The following is a 19,776-nucleotide window of genomic DNA, read 5'->3' on the forward strand; positions in this document are numbered from 1 at the left end:
ACGGTATGCTATTTCTACTCGCATTCGTTTGACATTCGAAATGTTTTCGTTTTAACTCCGCTTGCTTTCGCAACTGCGCGCATATTGTGCAATGCGAAATGGGAGGGGAACTTGGACGGCAACGGCATCCGCGATATTTTTGTCATCGGTGGCGGCATCAACGGCTGCGGCATTGCGCGCGATGCTGCCGGCCGCGGCTATTCGGTCGTGCTTGCCGAAATGAAGGACTTTGCTTCCGGCACGTCCTCGGCTTCCACCAAGCTGATCCATGGCGGTTTGCGTTACCTCGAACATTACGAATTCCGCCTCGTGCGCGAGGCACTGATGGAGCGCGAAGTGCTCTGGGCGATGGCGCCGCATGTCATCTGGCCGATGCGTTTCGTGCTGCCCTTCCAGAAGGGCGGGCCGCGTCCGGCTTGGCTCATCCGCCTCGGCCTGTTCCTCTATGACTATATCGGCGGCCGCAAGCTCCTGCCGGCGACCAGCACGGTGGACCTTGCCAAGGATCCGGCCGGTGGGCCGCTGAAGAAGCTGTTCCGCAAGGCCTTCGAATATTCCGACGGCTGGGTGGACGATGCGCGTCTTGTCGTGCTGAACGCCCGCGACGCCGCCGACCGTGGCGCAGATATCCGCACCGGCACGAAGGTCGTTGCTGCGCGCCGCGAGAACGGTCACTGGAATGTCGAGACGGAGAATGTCGAAACCGGCGCCCGCGAGACGGTGCGTGCCCGTATGCTGGTCAATGCGGCCGGTCCCTGGATCGACAAGGTCCTTTCCTCCGCCTTCGGCCGCAACGACGTCCACAATGTGCGCCTCGTGCAGGGCAGCCATATCGTCGTGAAGAAGAAATTCTCCGATCCGCGCGCCTATTTCTTCCAGAACCCGGACGGGCGCATCATGTTCGCCATTCCCTACCAAGAAGAGTTCACGCTGATCGGCACCACCGACCGCGATTATCAGGGCGATCCCCGTGATGTCCGCATCAGCGACGAGGAAATCGGCTATCTTTGCGCCTCGGCGAGCGAATATTTCGCCGAGCCGGTGACGCGCGACGATATCGTCTGGACCTATTCCGGCGTGCGCCCGCTCTTCGACGACGGCGCCAGCAAGGCGCAGGAAGCGACACGCGACTATGTGCTGAAGGTCGAGGGCGGCGAGGGCCAGGCGCCCCTGCTCAACATCTTCGGCGGCAAGCTCACCACCTACCGGCGTCTTGCCGAATCCGCGCTGGAGAAGATTTCGGAATCGATCGGCACGAAGGGCAGCCGCTGGACCGCGCAGTCCCGCCTGCCCGGCGGCGATTTCAAGGTCGACGGTTTCAACGCGGAAGTGAAGGCGCTTTCGGCGCGCTTCCCCTTCCTGGTCCCGGCTCATGCCCGCCGGCTCGTGCGCCTCTACGGCACCCGCGCGGCAGCCCTTTTGGAGGGCGCGACAAGCGCGGCGGATCTCGGACAGCATTTCGGTAGCGATCTCTACGAGCGCGAAGTGCGCTGGCTGATGCAGGAAGAGTGGGCCCGGCACGCCGAAGACGTGCTGTGGCGGCGGACCAAACGCGGATTGCACCTGACGGCCGCGCAAGCGGCGGCACTCGAAGACTACATGGCGGCCGCACAGGCGGCGCCCCACTAGCACACCCTGATCCGGTGGCTGGGAGGAACGATGGAGATAGGAATGCTTGAACTTAGAAACATCGCGAAGGTGGCGGGGGCGGAAACGCATATCCACCCGACCAATCTCGTGCTCGAGCGGGGCTCGCTCAACGTGCTGCTTGGCCCGACGCTGTCGGGCAAGACCTCGCTGATGCGGCTCATGGCCGGCCTCGACAAGCCGACATCAGGCTCCGTCTGGTTCGACGGCAAGGACGTGACGGGCGTGCGCGTGCAGGATCGCGGCGTCGCCATGGTCTATCAGCAGTTCATCAACTATCCGGCGCTGACGGTCTATGAGAACATCGCCTCGCCGATGCGCATCAAGGGGGCCGATACGGCGACCATCGACCGCGAAGTGCGCAAGGCGGCCGAGCTCCTGAAGCTCACGCCCTATCTCGACCGTACGCCGCTCAATCTCTCGGGCGGTCAGCAGCAGCGCACGGCGCTTGCCCGCGCCATCGTCAAGAATGCCAGCCTCGTGCTGCTCGACGAGCCGCTCGCCAACCTCGATTACAAGCTGCGCGAGGAGCTGCGCCTCGAACTGCCGAAGATCTTTGCCGCCTCCGGTGCTATCTTCGTCTATGCGACGACGGAACCGTCCGAGGCGCTGCTGCTCGGCGGCAACACGGCGGCGCTGTCGGAAGGCCGCATCACGCAGTTCGGCCGCACCATCGACGTCTATCGCCGTCCGAACGATCTCCTGACCGCGCGCACCTTCGCCGATCCGCCGCTCAACACGATGCAGGTCGCCAAAAAGGGCGGCCAGTTCGAGGTCGGCGGCAAGCCGGTCCTGCCGGTGCCGGCGCATCTTGCGGCCTTGGCGGACGGTCCCTGCACCATCGCCTTCCATCCGCACCACCTGTCGCTTTCAAGCCAGAATGCTTCTTCGGCAAGTCTCCAGGCGCGCACCGCGATCTCGGAAATCGCCGGTTCCGAAAGCTTCATCTACATCGAATTCGAGGGCAACCATTGGGTCATGCTCTCGCCGGGCATCCACGACATCGAGCCGGATGCGATCATCACCGTCCACGTCGACACGCGCCATCTGATGGCCTTCGGCACGGACGGCAGGGCGATCGCCGAGCCGGCCGTCGCGGCGGCCTGAGGAGGAGACCATGGCACGCATCAATCTCGATCACATCCGCCACGCCTACGGCGCAAAGCCGAAGTCGGAAGCGGACTATTCGCTGAAGGAAGTCCACCACGAGTGGAACGACGGCGGCGCCTATGCGCTGCTCGGCCCGTCCGGCTGCGGCAAGACCACGCTGCTCAACATCATCTCGGGTCTCTTGCAGCCGTCCGAAGGGCGCATCCTGTTCGACGGCAAGGATGTCACCTATCTCTCGACGCAGCAGCGCAACATCGCGCAGGTCTTCCAGTTCCCGGTCATCTACGACACGATGACGGTTTACGACAATCTGGCCTTCCCGCTGCGCAACCGCGGCGTGGCCGAGCCGGAAGTCGACCGCCGCGTGCGGGACATCCTTGAAATGATCGACCTCGCCGGCTGGGCGAAGAAGACGGCGCGCGGCCTGACCGCCGACCAGAAGCAGAAGATCTCGCTCGGTCGCGGCCTCGTGCGCAACGATGTCAACGCCATCCTGTTCGACGAGCCGCTGACCGTCATCGACCCGCATATGAAATGGGTGCTGCGCTCGCAGCTGAAGAAACTGCACCGCCAGTTCGGCTTCACCATGGTCTATGTCACGCATGACCAGACGGAAGCGCTCACCTTCGCCGACAAGGTCGTCGTCATGTATGACGGCCAGATCGTGCAGATCGGCACGCCGGCCGAGCTTTTCGAGAAGCCGAAGCATACTTTCGTCGGCTATTTCATCGGCTCGCCGGGCATGAACGTGCTGCCGGCCGCCATCGACGGCGCCAATGTTTCGGTCGGTGGGCAGACGATTGCGCTCGACTACAAGCCTGCCGTTGCCGCCGGTGCCAAGATGGAACTCGGCATCCGCCCGGAGTTCATCTCGCTGTCGCGCGAGGGCATGCCGGTCTCGATCAGCAAGGTGGAGGACATCGGCCGCCAGAAGATCGTGCGCGCCGAATTCGCCGGCAAGCCCATCGCCATCGTCGTGCCCGAGGACGGCGAGATCCCCGCCGATCCGCGCATCACCTTCGATCCCGCCGCCATCAACATCTACGCCGATAGCTGGCGTGTCGGCAGGGAGGGCTGACGATGAACAAGACCTGGAACAACAAGGCCTGGTTCATGGTCCTGCCCGTCCTGCTGCTCGTCGCCTTCTCGGCGGTGATCCCGCTGATGACGGTGGTGAACTATTCGGTGCAGGACACGTTCGGCAACAACGCATTCTTCTGGAACGGCGTGGGCTGGTTCTCGGACGTGCTCGAATCCGACCGCTTCTGGGAAGCGCTCGGCCGCAACCTGCTGTTCTCCGGCATCATCCTGGCGCTTGAGATTCCGCTCGGCATCCTGATCGCGCTCAACATGCCCAAGAAGGGCCTGGGCGTACCGGTCTGCCTCGTCCTGATGGCGCTGCCGCTGCTCATTCCGTGGAACGTCGTCGGCACGATCTGGCAGGTCTTCGGCCGCGTCGACATCGGCCTGCTCGGCCATGTGCTCGATGGGCTCGGCTTCGACTACAACTATGTCAACGACGTCTTCGACGCCTGGGCGACGCTCATCGTCATGGACGTCTGGCACTGGACGAGCCTGGTCGTGCTGCTCTGCTATGCCGGTCTCGTCTCGATCCCGGAGGCCTATTACCAGGCCGCCAAGATCGACGGCGCCTCGCGCTGGGCCGTGTTCCGCTACATCCAGCTGCCGAAGATGAAGCGCGTGCTGCTCATCGCCTTCCTGCTGCGCTTCATGGACAGCTTCATGATCTATACCGAACCCTTCGTCGTCACCGGCGGCGGTCCAGGCAACTCGACCACGTTCCTTTCGATCGACCTCGTCAAGATGGCGATCGGCCAGTTCGACCTTGGCCCGGCCGCGGCCATGTCCATCATCTACTTCCTGATCATCCTGCTGTTCTCGTGGATCTTCTACACGGTCATGACCAGCAGCGACGAACAGGCGTGAGGGAGGAAACCATGACCTCACAGGTAAACACGCTTCCCGCCCGCGCCGCTTCCAAGCGCGACCTGTCCTGGCTCGTGCCGACGCTCTACATCGTGTTCCTGATGCTGCCGATCTACTGGCTCGTCAACATGAGCTTCAAGACGAACGAGGAGATCATCGGCACCTTTTCGCTGTGGCCGCAGTCGCCGACGCTCAAGAACTATGCCGTCATCTTCACCGATCCGGCCTGGTATTCCGGCTATATCAACTCGATCATCTATGTGGCGCTGAACACGCTGATCTCCGTTTCCGTGGCGCTGCCGGCGGCCTATGCCTTCTCGCGCTACCGGTTCCTCGGCGACAAGCACCTGTTCTTCTGGCTCTTGACCAACCGCATGGCGCCGCCCGCCGTCTTCGTGCTGCCGTTCTTCCAGCTCTATTCGGCCTTCGGCATGATCGACACGCATATCGCGGTCGCCATCGCGCACTGCCTGTTCAACGTGCCGCTCGCCGTCTGGATCCTGGAAGGCTTCATGTCGGGCGTGCCGAAGGAGATCGACGAGACCGCCTATATCGACGGCTACTCGTTCCCGAAATTCTTCGCCCGGATCTTCGTGCCGCTGATTGCGTCGGGCATCGGTGTCGCCGCCTTCTTCTGCTTCATGTTCTCCTGGGTCGAGCTTCTGATCGCCCGCACACTGACGACGACGGATGCCAAGCCGATTGCCGCCACGATGACGCGCACGGTCTCGGCCTCCGGCATGGATTGGGGCGTGCTCGCCGCCGCCGGCGTGCTGACCATCATTCCGGGCGCGCTCGTCATCTATTTCGTCCGCAACTACATCGCCAAGGGCTTTGCCCTTGGCCGGGTCTAAGGGGAGGGGCTGATGGCCGCTGTCGTCAACAACAACCGCTGGCCCGTGGCTCTTGCCGCCGTGCTCGGCATCTATGCCCTCATCACCGGCTTTCTCGTCATGTCGATCCCCGTCAAGGACGGCGCGCGCGACTGGTTCGCCTCGCTGATCCCCGGCGGATGGATGGCCTGGTCGTTTCCGACCGCCATGTTCTTCCTGACGATTTTTCTGCTGATCGCCCTGATGGCGGTCTGGGAATATGCCCGTCCGGGCGGCAACCCGCGCGTCGGCATCCTGCGTTTCGAGACGACCCGCGGCGACCGGCTCTTCGTGTCGCTGCTCGGCTCGGCGTTCATTCATCTCGCATGGTTGGGCCTTGTCGGTCCCAACCTGTGGTGGGCTCTTGCCTTGTCCGTGGCCTACGCCGTCGGCGTGTTCCGCTTCGTCTAAGGCAAAAGAAAATGGAGGCCTCGGGGAGAAATGGGGCCTCCGCACGTGCAGTCGCAATCGCAAAACCCTAAGGGAGGATCAAAATGCGAAAGCAACTTCTGACGACGACGGCAGTCCTGCTGCTGGCGTTTACCGGCTCCGCATTCGCGGATATGGATGCCGCCAAGAAGTTCCTGGATTCGGAAGTCGGCGACTTGTCCTCGCTCGACCGTGCCGGCCAGGAAGCCGAAATGCAGTGGTTCGTCGATGCCGCCAAGCCGTTTGCCGGCATGGACATCAAGGTCGTCTCCGAAACGATCGCCACGCATGAATACGAATCGAAGGTTCTCGCACCGGCCTTCACCGCCATCACCGGCATCAAGATCACGCACGATCTGATCGGCGAAGGCGACGTCATCGAAAAGCTGCAGACGCAGATGCAGTCGGGCGAAAACATCTATGACGCCTATGTCAACGACTCCGACCTCATCGGTACGCATTGGCGCTACCAGCAGGCCCGCGCGCTGACCGACTTCATGGCCAATGAAGGCAAGGACGTCACCAACCCGAACCTCGATCTCAAGGACTTCATCGGCACGTCCTTCACGACAGCGCCGGACGGCAAGCTCTACCAGCTGCCCGACCAGCAGTTCGCGAACCTCTACTGGTTCCGCTATGACTGGTTCAACGACGAGAAGAACAAGGCCGACTTCAAGGCGAAGTACGGCTACGACCTTGGCGTTCCCGTCAACTGGTCGGCTTACGAGGACATCGCCGAGTTCTTCACCGGCCGCGAGATCGACGGCAAGAAGGTCTATGGCCACATGGACTACGGCAAGAAGGACCCGTCGCTCGGCTGGCGCTTCACCGACGCCTGGCTCTCAATGGCCGGCAACGGCGACAAGGGCATTCCGAACGGCCTGCCGGTCGACGAGTGGGGCATCAAGGTCAACGAAAAGTCGCAGCCGGTCGGTTCGTGCGTTGCCCGCGGCGGCGACACCAACGGCCCGGCAGCCGTCTACTCGATCGAGAAGTACCTGCAGTGGCTGAAGGCCTACGCACCGGCATCCGCCGGCGGCATGACCTTCTCCGAATCCGGTCCGGTTCCGTCGCAGGGCGAAGTCGCCCAGCAGATGTTCACCTACACGGCCTTCACGGCGAGCTTCGTCAAGGAAGGCCTGCCGGTCGTGAACGCGGACGGCACGCCGAAGTGGCGCTTCGCTCCGTCGCCGCACGGCGTTTACTGGAAGGACGGCATGAAGCTCGGCTATCAGGACGTGGGTTCCTGGACGCTGATGAAGTCCACTCCTGACGATCGCGCCAAGGCCGCCTGGCTCTATGCGCAGTTCGTGACGTCCAAGACCGTCGACGTGAAGAAGAGCCATGTCGGCTTGACCTTCATCCGCCAGTCCACGCTCGATCACAAGTCCTTCACGGACCGCGCGCCGAAGCTCGGCGGTCTGGTCGAGTTCTACCGTTCGCCGGCCCGCGTTCAATGGTCGCCGACCGGCACGAACATTCCGGACTATCCGAAGCTGGCCCAGCTGTGGTGGCAGGCGATCGGCGACGCGTCCTCGGGCGCCAAGACCGCGCAGGAAGCCATGGACTCGCTCTGCGCCGAGCAGGAAAAGGTGCTGGAACGCCTCGAGCGCGCCGGCGTTCAGGGCGACATGGGGCCGAAGCTCGCCGAAGAGCATGATCTTGCCTACTGGAACAAGGATGCCGTCGAAAAGGGCAACCTCGCTCCGCAGCTGAAGATCGAGAACGAGAAGGAAAAGCCGCTCACCGTCAACTACGACGAACTCGTCAAGAGCTGGCAGAAATAACAAGGCTGGGACGGGCGGTTCGCCGCCCGTCCTTTTTATCATCCGATCCCTTTTGCCCGCGTGCCCGACAAGGTGCGCGGGCCTTTTCGTTTCTGGCCCGGAGCCGGGAGCGGCCGGTTTCCCGTCCTTTTGCCCGAACCGTACCGATTGGTACAGTTTGCGCATTGCACAGCGCGGGGTCTTCCGCTAAGAACCCCGCGGTTTCTCCCGCGCGCTCGCGCGACATCGAAAATAGCGGTAAACACACATGGCACGCATCGTGATGAAATTCGGCGGAACGTCCGTCGCTGACCTCGACCGTATCCACAATGTGGCCCGCCATGTGAAACGCGAGGTCGATGCCGGCCACGAGGTCGCCGTCGTCGTTTCGGCCATGTCCGGCAAGACGAACGAACTCGTCGCCTGGGTGCAGAACATGCCGAAGGTGACGGGCGCCAACTCGCCCTTCTACGATGCGCGCGAATATGACGCCATCGTCGCCTCGGGCGAGCTCGTCACCGCCGGCCTTCTCGCCATCGCGCTCCAGTCCATGGATATCAATGCCCGCTCCTGGCAGGGCTGGCAGATTCCGATCAAGACCGACAACGCGCATGGCGCTGCCCGCATCCTCGACATCGAAGGCTCGGAAATGGTCCGCCGCATGGGCGAAGGCCAGGTGGCCGTCGTTGCCGGCTTCCAGGGCCTGGGCCCGGATAACCGTGTCGCGACCCTCGGCCGCGGCGGTTCCGATACCTCGGCCGTCGCCATCGCTGCGGCCGTGAAGGCCGACCGTTGCGACATCTATACCGACGTCGACGGCGTTTACACGACCGACCCGCGCATCGAGCCCAAGGCGCGCCGCCTGAAGAAGATCGCCTTCGAGGAAATGCTCGAAATGGCGTCGCTCGGCGCCAAGGTTCTGCAGGTCCGCTCGGTGGAACTCGCCATGGTGCACAAGGTGCGCACCTTCGTGCGCTCGTCTTTCGAGGATCCCGATGCGCCGGGCATGGGCGATCTTCTGAACCCGCCCGGTACGCTGATTTGTGATGAGGATGAGATCGTGGAACAGGAAGTCGTAACCGGCATCGCCTATGCCAAGGATGAAGCGCAGATCTCGCTCCGCCGCGTCGCCGACCGGCCGGGCGTTTCGGCCGCGATCTTCGGCCCGCTGGCCGAGGCCCATATCAATGTCGATATGATCGTCCAGAACATTTCCGAGGACGGTTCCAAGACCGACATGACCTTCACGGTTCCCTTCGGCGACGTGGAAAAGGCGCTCAAGGTTCTGGACAGCGCCAAGGAACAGGTCGGTTTCGACGTGATCCAGCACGAGACGGGCCTGGTCAAGGTGTCGGTCATCGGCATCGGCATGCGCAGCCACGCCGGCGTTGCCGCCTCGGCCTTCCGGGCGCTGGCCGACAAGGGCATCAACATCAAGGCGATCACGACCTCGGAAATCAAGATTTCCATCCTGATCGACGGTCCCTATGCGGAACTCGCCGTTCGGACTTTGCATTCCGTGTACGGTCTCGATAAGAAGTAAGAACCGGCCGACTCGGCGTCGATCTTATGATCGCCGGCGCGGGCCAAGCGCCGGTGGAGTAATGTCATTTTCGGGAGACGCCACGCGATGAGAGATCTCTCCGCGGGTCCGCGCGTTCTTCTCAAGCGGCTGCGCGAATTGATGGCGGAGCCGCTCGAGCCGCAGGAGCGCCTAGACCAGATCGTGCGCCAGATCGCGCAGAACATGGTCGCGGAAGTGTGTTCCGTTTATGTGCTGCGCTCCGACGGCGTGCTCGAACTCTACGCGACCGAAGGTCTCAATCCCGGTGCCGTTCACCTTGCCCAGCTCAAGATGGGTCAGGGTCTCGTCGGCACAATCGCGGCCTCCGCCCGGCCGCTGAACCTCTCCGACGCCCAGTCGCATCCCGCCTTCACCTATCTGCCGGAAACGGGTGAGGAGATCTACCACTCCTTCCTCGGCGTTCCTATCTTGCGCACCGGCAGGGCGCTCGGCGTGCTTGTCGTGCAGAACAGGGCGAGCCGCACCTACCGCGAGGACGAGGTCGAGGCGCTCGAAACGACGGCGATGGTGATTGCGGAAATGGTGGCGACCGGCGAGCTGAAGAAGCTCACCAAGCCAGGCCTGGAACTCGACCTGTCGCGCCCCGTCGCCATCGAAGGGTCGAGTTTCGGCGAGGGCATCGGCCTCGGCTATGTCGTGCTGCACGAGCCGCGCATCGTCGTCACCAACCTACTCAACGAGGATTCCGAACACGAGCTCGGCCGTCTCGCCGAAGCGCTCGGCTCGCTGCGCATCTCCATCGACGACATGCTGTCGCGCCGCGAAATCTCCATGGAAGGCGAACACCGCGAGGTCCTGGAGACCTACCGCATGTTCGCGCATGACCGCGGCTGGGTCAGAAAGCTCGAAGAGGCGATCCGCAACGGCTTGACGGCGGAAGCGGCGGTCGAGCGTGTGCAGAGCGAGACCAAGGCGCGCATGATCCGCCTGACGGATCCCTATCTGCGCGAGCGCATGCACGATTTCGACGATCTGGCCAACCGCCTGTTGCGGCAGCTGACCGGCTATGGCGCGAAGCTTTCGGCCAGCAGCTTCCCGAACGATGCGATCGTCGTTGCGCGCGCCATGGGTGCGGCCGAACTGCTCGATTATCCGCGCCAGAACGTGCGCGGCCTCGTGCTGGAAGAAGGTGCGGTCACCAGCCATGTGGTCATCGTCGCCCGCGCCATGGGCATTCCGGTCGTCGGCCAGGCGGCCGGTGCCGTGGCGCTGGCCGAAAACGGCGACGCGATCATCGTCGATGGTGACGACGCGCGGGTGCATCTGCGCCCGCTTTCGGACCTCCAGCGCTCCTATGAGGAAAAGGTGCGCTTCCGCGCGCGCCGGCAGGAACAATATCGCGCGTTGCGCGCCGTCGAGCCTGTCACGAAGGATGGCCGCCATATCAATCTGCAGATGAATGCGGGTCTTCTTGTCGATCTCCCGCATCTCAACGAATCCGGCGCGTCGGGCATCGGCCTTTTCCGCACCGAGCTCCAGTTCATGATAGCCTCAACCATGCCGAAGGCGGAGGAGCAGGAAGCGTTTTACCGCAACGTGCTGAAGCAGGCGGGCGGGCGTCCGGTGACCTTCCGCACGCTGGATATCGGCGGCGACAAGGTCGTGCCGTATTTCCGCGCGGCGGAAGAGGAAAACCCGGCGCTCGGCTGGCGGGCCATTCGCCTGTCGCTCGACCGGCCGGGCCTCCTGCGAACCCAGCTGCGCGCCATGCTGCGCGCGGCCGCAGGCGCCGATCTCCGGCTCATGCTGCCGATGGTGACCGAGGTTTCCGAACTGAAGGAGGTCCGCGATCTCCTCCAGAAGGAAATCCAGCGCCAGTCGAAGATCGGCGAACAGCTGCCGAAGAAATTGCAGTTCGGCGCGATGCTCGAAGTGCCGGCGCTGCTCTGGCAGATGGACGAGCTGATGGCCGAGGTGGATTTCGTCTCGGTCGGCTCGAACGATCTCTTCCAGTTCGCGATGGCCGTCGACCGCGGCAATGCCCGTGTGTCGGACCGTTTCGATACGCTCGGCCGCCCGTTCCTGCGCATCCTGCGCGATATCGTGCGCGCAGGCGAACGCAATGACACCTCGGTGACGCTGTGCGGCGAGATGGCGAGCAAGCCGATTTCCGCCATGGCGCTGATGGGGATCGGCTTCCGCTCCGTTTCGATGTCGCCGGCCGCCATCGGCCCGGTCAAGTCGATGCTGCTGGCGCTCGATGCCGGCAAGCTCGAGGCGTTGCTGGCGCCGGCACTCGACGATACGAAGCCGACGGCCTCGATCCGGCAGATCCTTACCGACTTTGCGGCCGAAAACGGCATTCCGCTTTAAATGACGATTGGAGTTTGAACGGTGGCGAAGCTTCCCGTTGAAAAGATGCGCGAACTCGAACGCCGTTTCGGCGAGATCGAGGCACGCATGTCGGCGGGTCCGGATTCGGAGACCTATGTGCGGCTCGCCTCGGAATATTCCGAGCTCCAGCCGGTCGTCACGAAAATCCGCGAATACCAGAAGGTCAGCGGCGAGATCGCCGACCTCGACGCGCTGATGAACGACAAGACGACCGATCGCGAGATGCGCGATCTCGCCGAAATGGAACTGCCGGAGCTGAAGGAGCGCCTCGAAGGTCTCGAAAAGGAGATGCAAATCCTGCTTCTCCCGAAGGATGCCGCCGACGAGAAGAGCGCCATCCTCGAAATCCGTGCCGGTACGGGTGGTTCCGAGGCGGCGCTGTTTGCCGGCGATCTTTTCCGCATGTATGAGCGCTACGCTGCCGCGCACAACTGGAAGGTCGAGGTTCTCTCCTCCAGCGAGGGGGAGGCGGGTGGCTTCAAGGAAATCATCGCGACCATCACGGGGCGCGGCGTCTTCGCCAAGCTGAAATTCGAATCCGGCGTGCACCGCGTGCAGCGTGTGCCGGAGACGGAAGCGAGCGGGCGCATCCATACCTCGGCGGCGACGGTTGCCGTGCTGCCCGAGGCCGAGGAAATCGATATCGAGATCCGCCCGGAAGACATCCGCATCGATACGATGCGCTCTTCCGGCGCCGGCGGCCAGCACGTCAATACGACCGATTCGGCCGTGCGTATCACCCATCTGCCGACGGGCCTTGTCGTCACCAGTTCTGAAAAGTCGCAGCACCAGAACCGGGCCAAGGCCATGCAGGTCCTGCGCTCGCGGCTCTACGATATCGAGCGCCAGCGCGCCGAAAGCGAGCGCTCCGCCGACCGCAAGAGCCAGGTCGGCTCGGGTGATCGCTCCGAGCGCATCCGGACCTACAATTTTCCGCAGGGCCGCGTGACGGACCACCGCATCAACCTGACGCTCTACAAGCTCGACCGCATGATGGTCGGCGAGATCGACGAGATCGTCGATGCGCTGATGGCTGACTATCAGGCCGGCCAGCTCGCACAGCTCGGCGAACAGGGCCGATGAGCGGCGCCACGCTCGCCGAGGTTCTGGCCGCGGCGCGGCGTCAGCTGGCGGATGCCGGGATTGAGGATGCGGCGCAGGATGCTCGCGCACTGGTTTCCGGCGTCCTCAAGCTTTCCTCGACGGCGATGTTCACCGACGGTGCGCGTGTTCTCGGTGATGCCGAACTATCTGTCGTCGTCTCGGCCATTACACGCCGTGTGGCACGTGAACCTGTCCATCGCATTCTCGGCCATCGCGCGTTTTCCCGGCTCGACCTAGCGCTTTCGCCCGAAACGCTGGAGCCGCGTCCGGACACGGAGGTGCTTGTCGATACGCTCGTACCCTATGCGCAAAAAATCGTTGCCGAGACGGGGGGCTGCCGCATCCTCGATCTCGGTACGGGCACCGGCGCGATCTGCCTTGCGCTGCTCGATCTCGTGCCCGGTGCGACCGGTGTCGGCGCGGACCTGTCTGCTGGAGCCCTTGAAACGGCCTGCCGCAATGCCGATCTCAATGGTGTCGCCGATCGCTTCGAAGCGGTTGAGAGCGACTGGTTTGCCGGCGTGACCGGGGCCTTCGACATCATCGTGTCAAATCCGCCCTATATCGTGCGTTCGGTGGTCGCAATGCTGGACGACGAGGTCCGGCTCTTTGATCCGATCCTGGCACTGGATGGCGGCGAAGACGGGCTTGATGCCTACCGCGCCATTGCTGCCGGTGCAGGCGATCATCTCAGGGAAAACGGCTTGGTGGCTTACGAAATCGGTTACGACCAGAAGGATGCGGTCACCGCTATCATGCGCGAAAAGGGTTTTGCGCGGATCGAAGCGGTGACGGATCTCGGCGGCAACGACCGTGCGCTCGTCTTTGCAAAATCGCCGGCTTTTTAAGGTTTTGCTGCACCTGCGCAGCAAATTCAGCGGGCGTGAAGAAAAGGCTTGGAATTGGGAAGGAAGCGGGCTAGGTTGCGGCCACGCACTAGGCAAGCGGTCATGACACAGAGATTCGCTCCTGCGTGACCCCGATCGAGGATTACTCTCTCGAAGAGTTGATAGGGTTGAAGACTGCCCTGTGCGGGTACCTGTTAATTTGACGTCTTACGGCGACAGGACCACCCACCGGCGTGGTTTGCCCGCGGGTAAGGATGCTTGATTTGGCATGGCCGGATCAAGCGTGCAGACACATGATCATCCAGACACGATACGTTAGGTGAGTGAAATATGAGGCCAGGACAGCAAAACAAGCGCGGCCGCGGGCGTAACAACAACAATAATAACAACAACAATAACAGCAATAACCACAACAACCACCGCAAAGGCGGCAATCCCCTGACGCGGACCTACGACAGCTCGGGTCCGGACGTGAAGATCAGGGGCACGGCCCAGCACATCGCCGAAAAATACACGACGCTTGCGCGCGACGCCCAGAGTGCTGGCGACCGTGTCATCGCGGAAAACTATCTGCAGCACGCCGAGCACTACAACCGCATCATCGCGGCTGCTCAGGCGCAGATGCAGGAGCGCTACCCGCGTGACGAGCGCGCCGACAATGCCGACCGCGGCGACGACAACGACGGTTACGATCGCGATCAGGACGATGGCGATTCCATGCCCGCAGACGAGCCGGCACCCATTGCCGCGGCCCCCGTCGCCAAGCCTGCCCAAAAGCCGGCGCCCAAGCCTGTTGTCGAACAGCCTGTCATCGATGGCTCCGGCCCGCAGCCGGTCATCGACGGCACGCCGGCCGAAGTGGCGCTCGAAGAAGAAGCCGCAGCACCCGCCGGTCGCGCACCGCGCCGCCGCAGCAATACGCCGCGTCCGCGCCGCCCGCGTCGCGGCGAAGGCCAGGCCGCCGGTGAAGACGGTGCATCGTCGGGTGACGATTCCCCGGCACTCGAGCCTGCTTCGGAATAACGAAGCGTGTTTCAGACCGATCAGGAACCCGGCCTTGCGCCGGGTTCTTGCGTTTGCGCAGGTCGTTTGGAAAAATATCTCGTGCGGCTTGCGACGATCCTTTAATTCCGAAATCCTCTCCACCATATTCGCTTCAGGCGGTTGACCGGTCGCAAGGCTGGTGCGCCGCAAGCATGAAAGGTTCGCCTTGATGGGAGCCTATCTTCAAATCGTCGACCGGTGCCTGAAGGGCCGGCCGAGTCCTGGAGGCCTATATGAACATTGAAAAATACTCCGAACGCGTGCGTGGATTCCTGCAATCCGCCCAGACCAAGGCGCTGGCCGACGGCCACCCGCAATTCACGCCCGAACACGTCCTGAAAGTGCTGCTCGACGACGAGCAGGGCATGGCCGCATCGCTCATCGAGCGGGCCGGCGGCAATGCGCGTGATGCGCGGATGGCCAACGACGCCGCCCTTGCCAAACTGCCGAAAGTCTCCGGCGGCAATGGGCAGGTCTATCTCTCGCAGCCGCTCGCCAAGGTTTTCTCGACTGCCGAAGATGCCGCCAAGAAGGCCGGCGACAGTTTCGTCACGGTCGAACGCCTGCTTCTGGCGCTCGCCATCGAAAAATCCGCTGCGACGTCCGATATTCTGGCGAAAGCCGGTGTGACCGCCGTCAAGCTCAACCAGGTCATCAACGACATCCGCAAGGGCCGCACCGCCGATACGGCGAGCGCCGAGCAGGGGTTCGATTCGCTGAAGAAATTCGCCCGTGACCTGACCGCCGATGCGCGCGAAGGCCGCCTCGACCCCGTCATCGGCCGCGACGACGAAATCCGCCGCACGATCCAGGTCCTGTCGCGCCGCACCAAGAACAACCCGGTTCTCATCGGCGAACCCGGCGTCGGCAAGACGGCGATTGCCGAAGGCCTTGCGCTGCGCATCGTCGATGGCGACGTGCCGGAAAGCCTGAAGGACAAGAAGCTGATGGCGCTCGACATGGGCGCGCTGATCGCCGGTGCGAAATATCGTGGTGAATTCGAGGAGCGCCTGAAGGCCGTTCTTGCCGAAGTGCAGGCGGAAGACGGCGAGATCATCCTGTTCATCGACGAGATGCACACGCTGGTCGGCGCCGGCAAGGCGGAGGGGGCGATGGATGCCTCCAACCTGCTGAAGCCCGCGCTTGCCCGCGGCGAGCTTCACTGCGTCGGCGCGACCACGCTCGATGAATACCGCAAGCATGTCGAGAAAGACGCAGCCCTTGCCCGCCGGTTCCAGCCCGTCATGGTGGAAGAGCCGACCGTCGAGGACACGATCTCGATCCTGCGCGGCCTGAAGGAGAAGTACGAGCAACACCACAAGGTCCGGATCTCCGACTCGGCCCTGGTTGCCGCTGCGACGCTTTCCAACCGCTATATCACGGATCGCTTCCTGCCGGACAAGGCGATCGACCTCATGGACGAAGCCGCCTCGCGGCTGCGCATGCAGGTCGATTCCAAGCCGGAAGAACTTGACGAACTCGATCGCCGCATCATCCAGCTGAAGATCGAGCGCGAGGCCCTGAAGAAGGAAACCGACCGCTCGTCGCAGGACCGGCTCGAAAAGCTCGAAGTCGATCTTGCCGCGATCGAGGAGGAAGCCTCGGCGCTGACCGCCCGCTGGCAGGCTGAAAAGTCGAAGCTCGGCCGCGCCGCCGATCTCAAGCGCCAGCTCGACGAGCTGCGCAACGAACTTGCCATTGCCCAGCGCAAGGGTGAATTCCAGCGCGCCGGCGAGCTTGCCTATGGCATCATTCCCAAGCTCGAAAAGGAGCTGGAAGATGCAGAAGGCCATGATGCCGGTGATGTCGATCCGATGGTGCAGGAGGTCGTGACCCCCGACAACATCGCCCATGTGGTCTCCCGCTGGACGGGCATTCCCGTGGACAAGATGCTGGAAGGCGAGCGCGACAAGCTGCTCAGAATGGAAGACGAGCTTGCCAAGTGGGTCGTCGGCCAAGGCGATGCCGTCCAGGCGGTGTCCCGTGCCGTTCGTCGCGCCCGCGCCGGCCTGCAGGATCCGAACCGGCCGATCGGCTCGTTCATCTTCCTCGGTCCGACCGGCGTCGGCAAGACGGAGCTGACCAAGGCGCTCGCCCGCTTCCTGTTCGACGACGAGACGGCGATCCAGCGCATGGACATGTCGGAATACATGGAGAAGCATTCCGTGGCCCGACTGATCGGCGCGCCTCCCGGCTATGTCGGCTATGAGGAAGGCGGTGCGCTCACCGAATCCGTCCGCCGCCGGCCTTACCAGGTCGTGCTGTTCGACGAAATCGAGAAGGCGCATCCGGATGTCTTCAACGTGCTCCTGCAGGTTCTCGACGACGGCCGCCTGACCGATGGCCAGGGCCGCACCGTCGATTTTCGCAACACGATGATCATCATGACGTCGAATCTCGGTGCGGAATACCTGACGGCACTCGGTGAAAACGAGGACAGCGATACGGTTCGCGACCAGGTGATGGATGTCGTGAAGACGGCGTTCCGCCCGGAGTTCCTGAACCGCGTCGACGAGATCATCCTGTTCCATCGCCTCAAGCGGTCGGAAATGGGCGCGATCGTCGATATCCAGCTGGCGCGCCTGCGCAAGCTGCTCACCGATCGCAAGATCGTCCTCGAGCTCGACGAGGAGGCCGTGCACTGGCTGGCCGAGAAGGGCTACGATCCGGTCTATGGGGCCCGTCCGTTGAAGCGGGCGATCCAGAAGCACCTGCAGGATCCGCTGGCGGAGAAGATTCTTTCCGGCGATATCCCGGATGGTTCGACCGTCAAGGTGACTGCCGGTTCCGACCGGTTGCTCTTCTCGCCGCGCAATGCGGCGGTGAACAAGGCCGCCTAAATCGGCCCTGTCTGAAAAAACGAAGCGCGGGTCTCGGCCCGCGCTTTTTGTTTAGTGGGTTTCGGCGACTTGTGTCGGGTCGCCGCGGCCGAGCAGGTCGTCGATGCGCTTGCGCTCGGTCTCGAACTGGGCGAGCGACTTGCCTTCCAGCGATTTCCCACCGGGCAGGCGGATTTTAAGCGCATCCACCTTGTTGCCATTGACGATCAGCTCGTAGTGCAAGTGCGGGCCTGTCGAGAGACCGGTCGTGCCGACAAAGCCGATGACCTGACCCTGCCGCACCTTCGCGCCGACCTTGACGCCCTTGGCGATGGCGCTCTGGTGGTTGTAGGACGAGACATAGCCGTTGGCATGGCGGATCAGCGTCTGGTTGCCATAGCCGCCGGAATCCCAGCCGGCCTTTTCGACCACGCCGTTGCCGGCCGCGATAATCGGCGTGCCGCGAGGGGCCGCCCAATCGACGCCGGTATGCATACGCGAGAAGCCGAGGATCGGGTGACGGCGCATGCCGAAGCCGGAGCGGAACGTGCCGTTCGGAACGGGATTGCGCAGCAGGAACTGGCGGATGCTCTTGCCGTCCTCGTCGTAATAATCAACGCTGTCGTCTTCCGGGCTCTGAAAGCGGTAGACGCGGGTTTCCGTATCGCCGAACTTGGCGTCGAGGAAGAGGATTTCCGAATCCTCCGTCGCCAAACCCTTTTCATCGGTCACCGAGAAGAAGGCTTCGAGCGAATCCGTCGGGCGAAGCTGTGCCTGGAAATCGACATTGCTGGCGAGAACGCGAATGATTTCCGCCGTCATGTCCTGGCCCATGCCATAGGACAGCGCGGCACGATAGATGCCGTCATAGACGCGCGGCAGGTCGCGACCGGCGATGATGGTCGGCCGGTCGTCGGCATCGAAGGCGGTTGCCACGGCATCGAGCACTGGCGGTTCGGCGCCGCTGACGAAGCGGCCGGAATCGTCCAGCGCCGCCGTTACGACATGGCGGCCGCGCGAATAGACGCTGGCGCGCACGATGCTCGCTTCCTTGCCCTGCTGCGAAATGCAGATGCGCAGGACATCGCCCTCGGCCAGCTGCTTGCTGCCGAGCTGCCCCTCCAGATAGGCCGAGAGGTCCTCGGCCTGGGCTTTGGTATAGCCCGCCGCCGTCATGATCTCGGTAATATCGGCGGCACTGCGCACCGGAATGACGTCGTCGGCATATTCGGTATCGTCGGGGGTCGCCGTATCGAAATTCGAAACGCTCATGTTCTCTTCGACCACGCGCGCCGTCAGTCCCTGCAAAAGGTCGAGGTCCGATCCCTCGGAGGCGAAGCGCTGCGGGTCGACATAGTAGAGGGAAGCGACCTGCGTATCGCCATCCGTCAGGACGGAGCCGTTGGTGCGCACATTCTCCTCGACCTCTTCGATCGACATCTGGTCGGCATAATCGAGTGCCGAGCCGCCGGTCGGGAAGGCATCGGTCTGCAAGGCCACTTCGGATTCGACATCCGAACCATAGATCGTGCCCATGCGCGGGGCTGACGCCGCATCCTTGCCATTGGTGGAGAAGATCGCCAGCGGATCGAAGCGCGGATAGTCCTCGGTCGTCGCATGGTTGGCAGCAAGCGCCATCTTCACATGGGCGAAGGGCTGGCGCCGCACCACTTCCTTCTGGCCGTCATGGATCATGGTGGAGATTTCCATGATCTTCTTGTCGGCGGGCTTGGCGACGATGGCCGGTTCCAGCACGCGTTCGCCGCGCTTGGCCGTCTCGCCGGTCTTGTTCGTCTGGTTCGGCGTTCCGAGCGCCGCATAGGCTTCTGCCGGAATGGCAAGCTGCTGGCGGCCGTCGAGGGCGGCAAAGAGCGCGACGCCCATAAGGATGGATGAGGTAATGCCGGTCAGGAAGGTGCCGGACAGCCAGCGCAGCGAAATCTCGCGGCGGTCGGGCGCCTTGCGCCCGTCGGCGAGGATCGGCGGTTCATTGCCGAGGGATCGGATCATGTTCCGGTCGGTGGTCATGCCGATTGCATTCGCCCTGTCTTATCGTTTCAGCGCGGGAAGATGCACGCAGGTGGGGCCGCGAGTCAAATCACGCTGCTTCTTATGCATCTCTATAGGAGCGCGGATTGTGATAATCTGAGGGCAATCGGCCGCTTTCACACCGTTTGCGCAGCGAACCACCCGGAAAACCGGCTTTTCGCTGCGGTAAATGAAAGGCAAACGCATTTTTTCGAAGATTTTTTCAAAAAAGTGTCACATCGC

Annotated in this window: 14 protein-coding genes; 13 read left to right on the plus strand and 1 reads right to left on the minus strand. The window is 63.0% G+C overall.

Translation table 11 applies throughout. The features are described from left to right. The first annotated feature begins 111 nt into the window (after positions 1 to 111). The 13 genes from glpD to clpB all read left to right on the plus strand — a co-directional run bounded on the left by glpD (position 112) and on the right by clpB (position 17,526). Complete coding sequence (glpD, locus tag AC27VQ_RS24160) at positions 112 to 1,629, plus strand: glycerol-3-phosphate dehydrogenase (RefSeq protein ID WP_488718325.1); 1,518 nt, start codon at positions 112 to 114, stop codon at positions 1,627 to 1,629. Between the two features lie 42 nt (positions 1,630 to 1,671). Then, on the plus strand, positions 1,672 to 2,754 hold the full coding sequence (locus AC27VQ_RS24165) for an ABC transporter ATP-binding protein (protein WP_488718326.1): 1,083 nt from the start codon (positions 1,672 to 1,674) through the stop codon (positions 2,752 to 2,754). A 10-nt stretch (positions 2,755 to 2,764) separates the two neighbouring features. Beyond that, a complete protein-coding gene (locus tag AC27VQ_RS24170) occupies positions 2,765 to 3,835 on the plus strand; it encodes an ABC transporter ATP-binding protein (protein WP_488718327.1) in 1,071 nt (356 codons plus the stop codon). 2 nt (positions 3,836 to 3,837) lie between these two features. Next, positions 3,838 to 4,704 carry a carbohydrate ABC transporter permease gene (locus AC27VQ_RS24175; protein ID WP_313522323.1) on the plus strand — a complete coding sequence of 289 codons (867 nt, stop codon included), beginning with the start codon at positions 3,838 to 3,840 and terminating at the stop codon, positions 4,702 to 4,704. 11 nt (positions 4,705 to 4,715) lie between these two features. Continuing rightward, positions 4,716 to 5,558, plus strand: a complete 843-nt coding sequence (locus AC27VQ_RS24180; RefSeq protein WP_488718328.1) for a carbohydrate ABC transporter permease — start codon at positions 4,716 to 4,718, stop codon at positions 5,556 to 5,558. Positions 5,559 to 5,570: 12 nt separating this feature from the next. Then, the gene (locus AC27VQ_RS24185; RefSeq protein ID WP_488718329.1) at positions 5,571 to 5,987 is read left to right on the plus strand and encodes a DUF2160 domain-containing protein; all 417 of its coding nucleotides are present in this window, start codon (positions 5,571 to 5,573) and stop codon (positions 5,985 to 5,987) included. Between the two features lie 83 nt (positions 5,988 to 6,070). Beyond that, positions 6,071 to 7,792, plus strand: a complete 1,722-nt coding sequence (locus tag AC27VQ_RS24190; protein ID WP_313522329.1) for an ABC transporter substrate-binding protein — start codon at positions 6,071 to 6,073, stop codon at positions 7,790 to 7,792. Positions 7,793 to 8,039: 247 nt separating this feature from the next. Beyond that, positions 8,040 to 9,314 (plus strand): aspartate kinase, encoded by a 1,275-nt coding sequence (locus tag AC27VQ_RS24195; protein WP_488718330.1) that lies wholly within the window; start codon positions 8,040 to 8,042, stop codon positions 9,312 to 9,314. An 87-nt stretch (positions 9,315 to 9,401) separates the two neighbouring features. Beyond that, complete coding sequence (gene ptsP, locus AC27VQ_RS24200) at positions 9,402 to 11,669, plus strand: phosphoenolpyruvate--protein phosphotransferase (protein ID WP_313522333.1); 2,268 nt, start codon at positions 9,402 to 9,404, stop codon at positions 11,667 to 11,669. A 21-nt stretch (positions 11,670 to 11,690) separates the two neighbouring features. Next, positions 11,691 to 12,773 (plus strand): peptide chain release factor 1, encoded by a 1,083-nt coding sequence (gene prfA, locus AC27VQ_RS24205; RefSeq protein WP_488718331.1) that lies wholly within the window; start codon positions 11,691 to 11,693, stop codon positions 12,771 to 12,773. Continuing rightward, the gene (prmC, locus tag AC27VQ_RS24210; protein ID WP_488718332.1) at positions 12,770 to 13,642 is read left to right on the plus strand and encodes a peptide chain release factor N(5)-glutamine methyltransferase; all 873 of its coding nucleotides are present in this window, start codon (positions 12,770 to 12,772) and stop codon (positions 13,640 to 13,642) included. Before prfA ends, prmC begins: the two co-directional genes overlap by 4 nt. 330 nt (positions 13,643 to 13,972) lie before the next feature. Beyond that, positions 13,973 to 14,665 (plus strand): DUF4167 domain-containing protein, encoded by a 693-nt coding sequence (locus AC27VQ_RS24215; protein ID WP_488718333.1) that lies wholly within the window; start codon positions 13,973 to 13,975, stop codon positions 14,663 to 14,665. A gap of 254 nt (positions 14,666 to 14,919) precedes the next feature. Then, a complete protein-coding gene (gene clpB, locus AC27VQ_RS24220) occupies positions 14,920 to 17,526 on the plus strand; it encodes an ATP-dependent chaperone ClpB (protein ID WP_488718334.1) in 2,607 nt (868 codons plus the stop codon). A 51-nt stretch (positions 17,527 to 17,577) separates the two neighbouring features. Here the strand turns inward: clpB and AC27VQ_RS24225 are convergent, their stop codons facing one another. Further along, positions 17,578 to 19,533: a M23 family metallopeptidase gene (locus AC27VQ_RS24225; protein ID WP_488718335.1), complete on the minus strand. Its 1,956-nt coding sequence runs from the start codon at positions 19,531 to 19,533 to the stop codon at positions 17,578 to 17,580. Positions 19,534 to 19,776 lie beyond the last annotated feature (243 nt).

It is taken from the genome of Shinella sp. 20P9.1.1 (assembly GCF_057798995.1).

Excerpts from the sequence above, each read along its gene's own strand:
- AC27VQ_RS24165 (WP_488718326.1), top strand. The coding sequence starts at position 1,672 with ATGCTTGAACTTAGAAACATCGCGAAGGTGGCGGGGGCGGAAACGCAT.
- AC27VQ_RS24170 (WP_488718327.1), top strand. The coding sequence starts at position 2,765 with ATGGCACGCATCAATCTCGATCACATCCGCCACGCCTACGGCGCAAAG.
- AC27VQ_RS24175 (WP_313522323.1), top strand. The coding sequence starts at position 3,838 with ATGAACAAGACCTGGAACAACAAGGCCTGGTTCATGGTCCTGCCCGTC.
- AC27VQ_RS24180 (WP_488718328.1), top strand. The coding sequence starts at position 4,716 with ATGACCTCACAGGTAAACACGCTTCCCGCCCGCGCCGCTTCCAAGCGC.
- AC27VQ_RS24185 (WP_488718329.1), top strand. The coding sequence starts at position 5,571 with ATGGCCGCTGTCGTCAACAACAACCGCTGGCCCGTGGCTCTTGCCGCC.
- AC27VQ_RS24190 (WP_313522329.1), top strand. The coding sequence starts at position 6,071 with ATGCGAAAGCAACTTCTGACGACGACGGCAGTCCTGCTGCTGGCGTTT.
- AC27VQ_RS24195 (WP_488718330.1), top strand. The coding sequence starts at position 8,040 with ATGGCACGCATCGTGATGAAATTCGGCGGAACGTCCGTCGCTGACCTC.
- ptsP (WP_313522333.1), top strand. The coding sequence starts at position 9,402 with ATGAGAGATCTCTCCGCGGGTCCGCGCGTTCTTCTCAAGCGGCTGCGC.
- prmC (WP_488718332.1), top strand. The coding sequence starts at position 12,770 with ATGAGCGGCGCCACGCTCGCCGAGGTTCTGGCCGCGGCGCGGCGTCAG.
- AC27VQ_RS24215 (WP_488718333.1), top strand. The coding sequence starts at position 13,973 with ATGAGGCCAGGACAGCAAAACAAGCGCGGCCGCGGGCGTAACAACAAC.
- clpB (WP_488718334.1), top strand. The coding sequence starts at position 14,920 with ATGAACATTGAAAAATACTCCGAACGCGTGCGTGGATTCCTGCAATCC.
- AC27VQ_RS24225 (WP_488718335.1), bottom strand. The coding sequence starts at position 19,533 with ATGACCACCGACCGGAACATGATCCGATCCCTCGGCAATGAACCGCCG.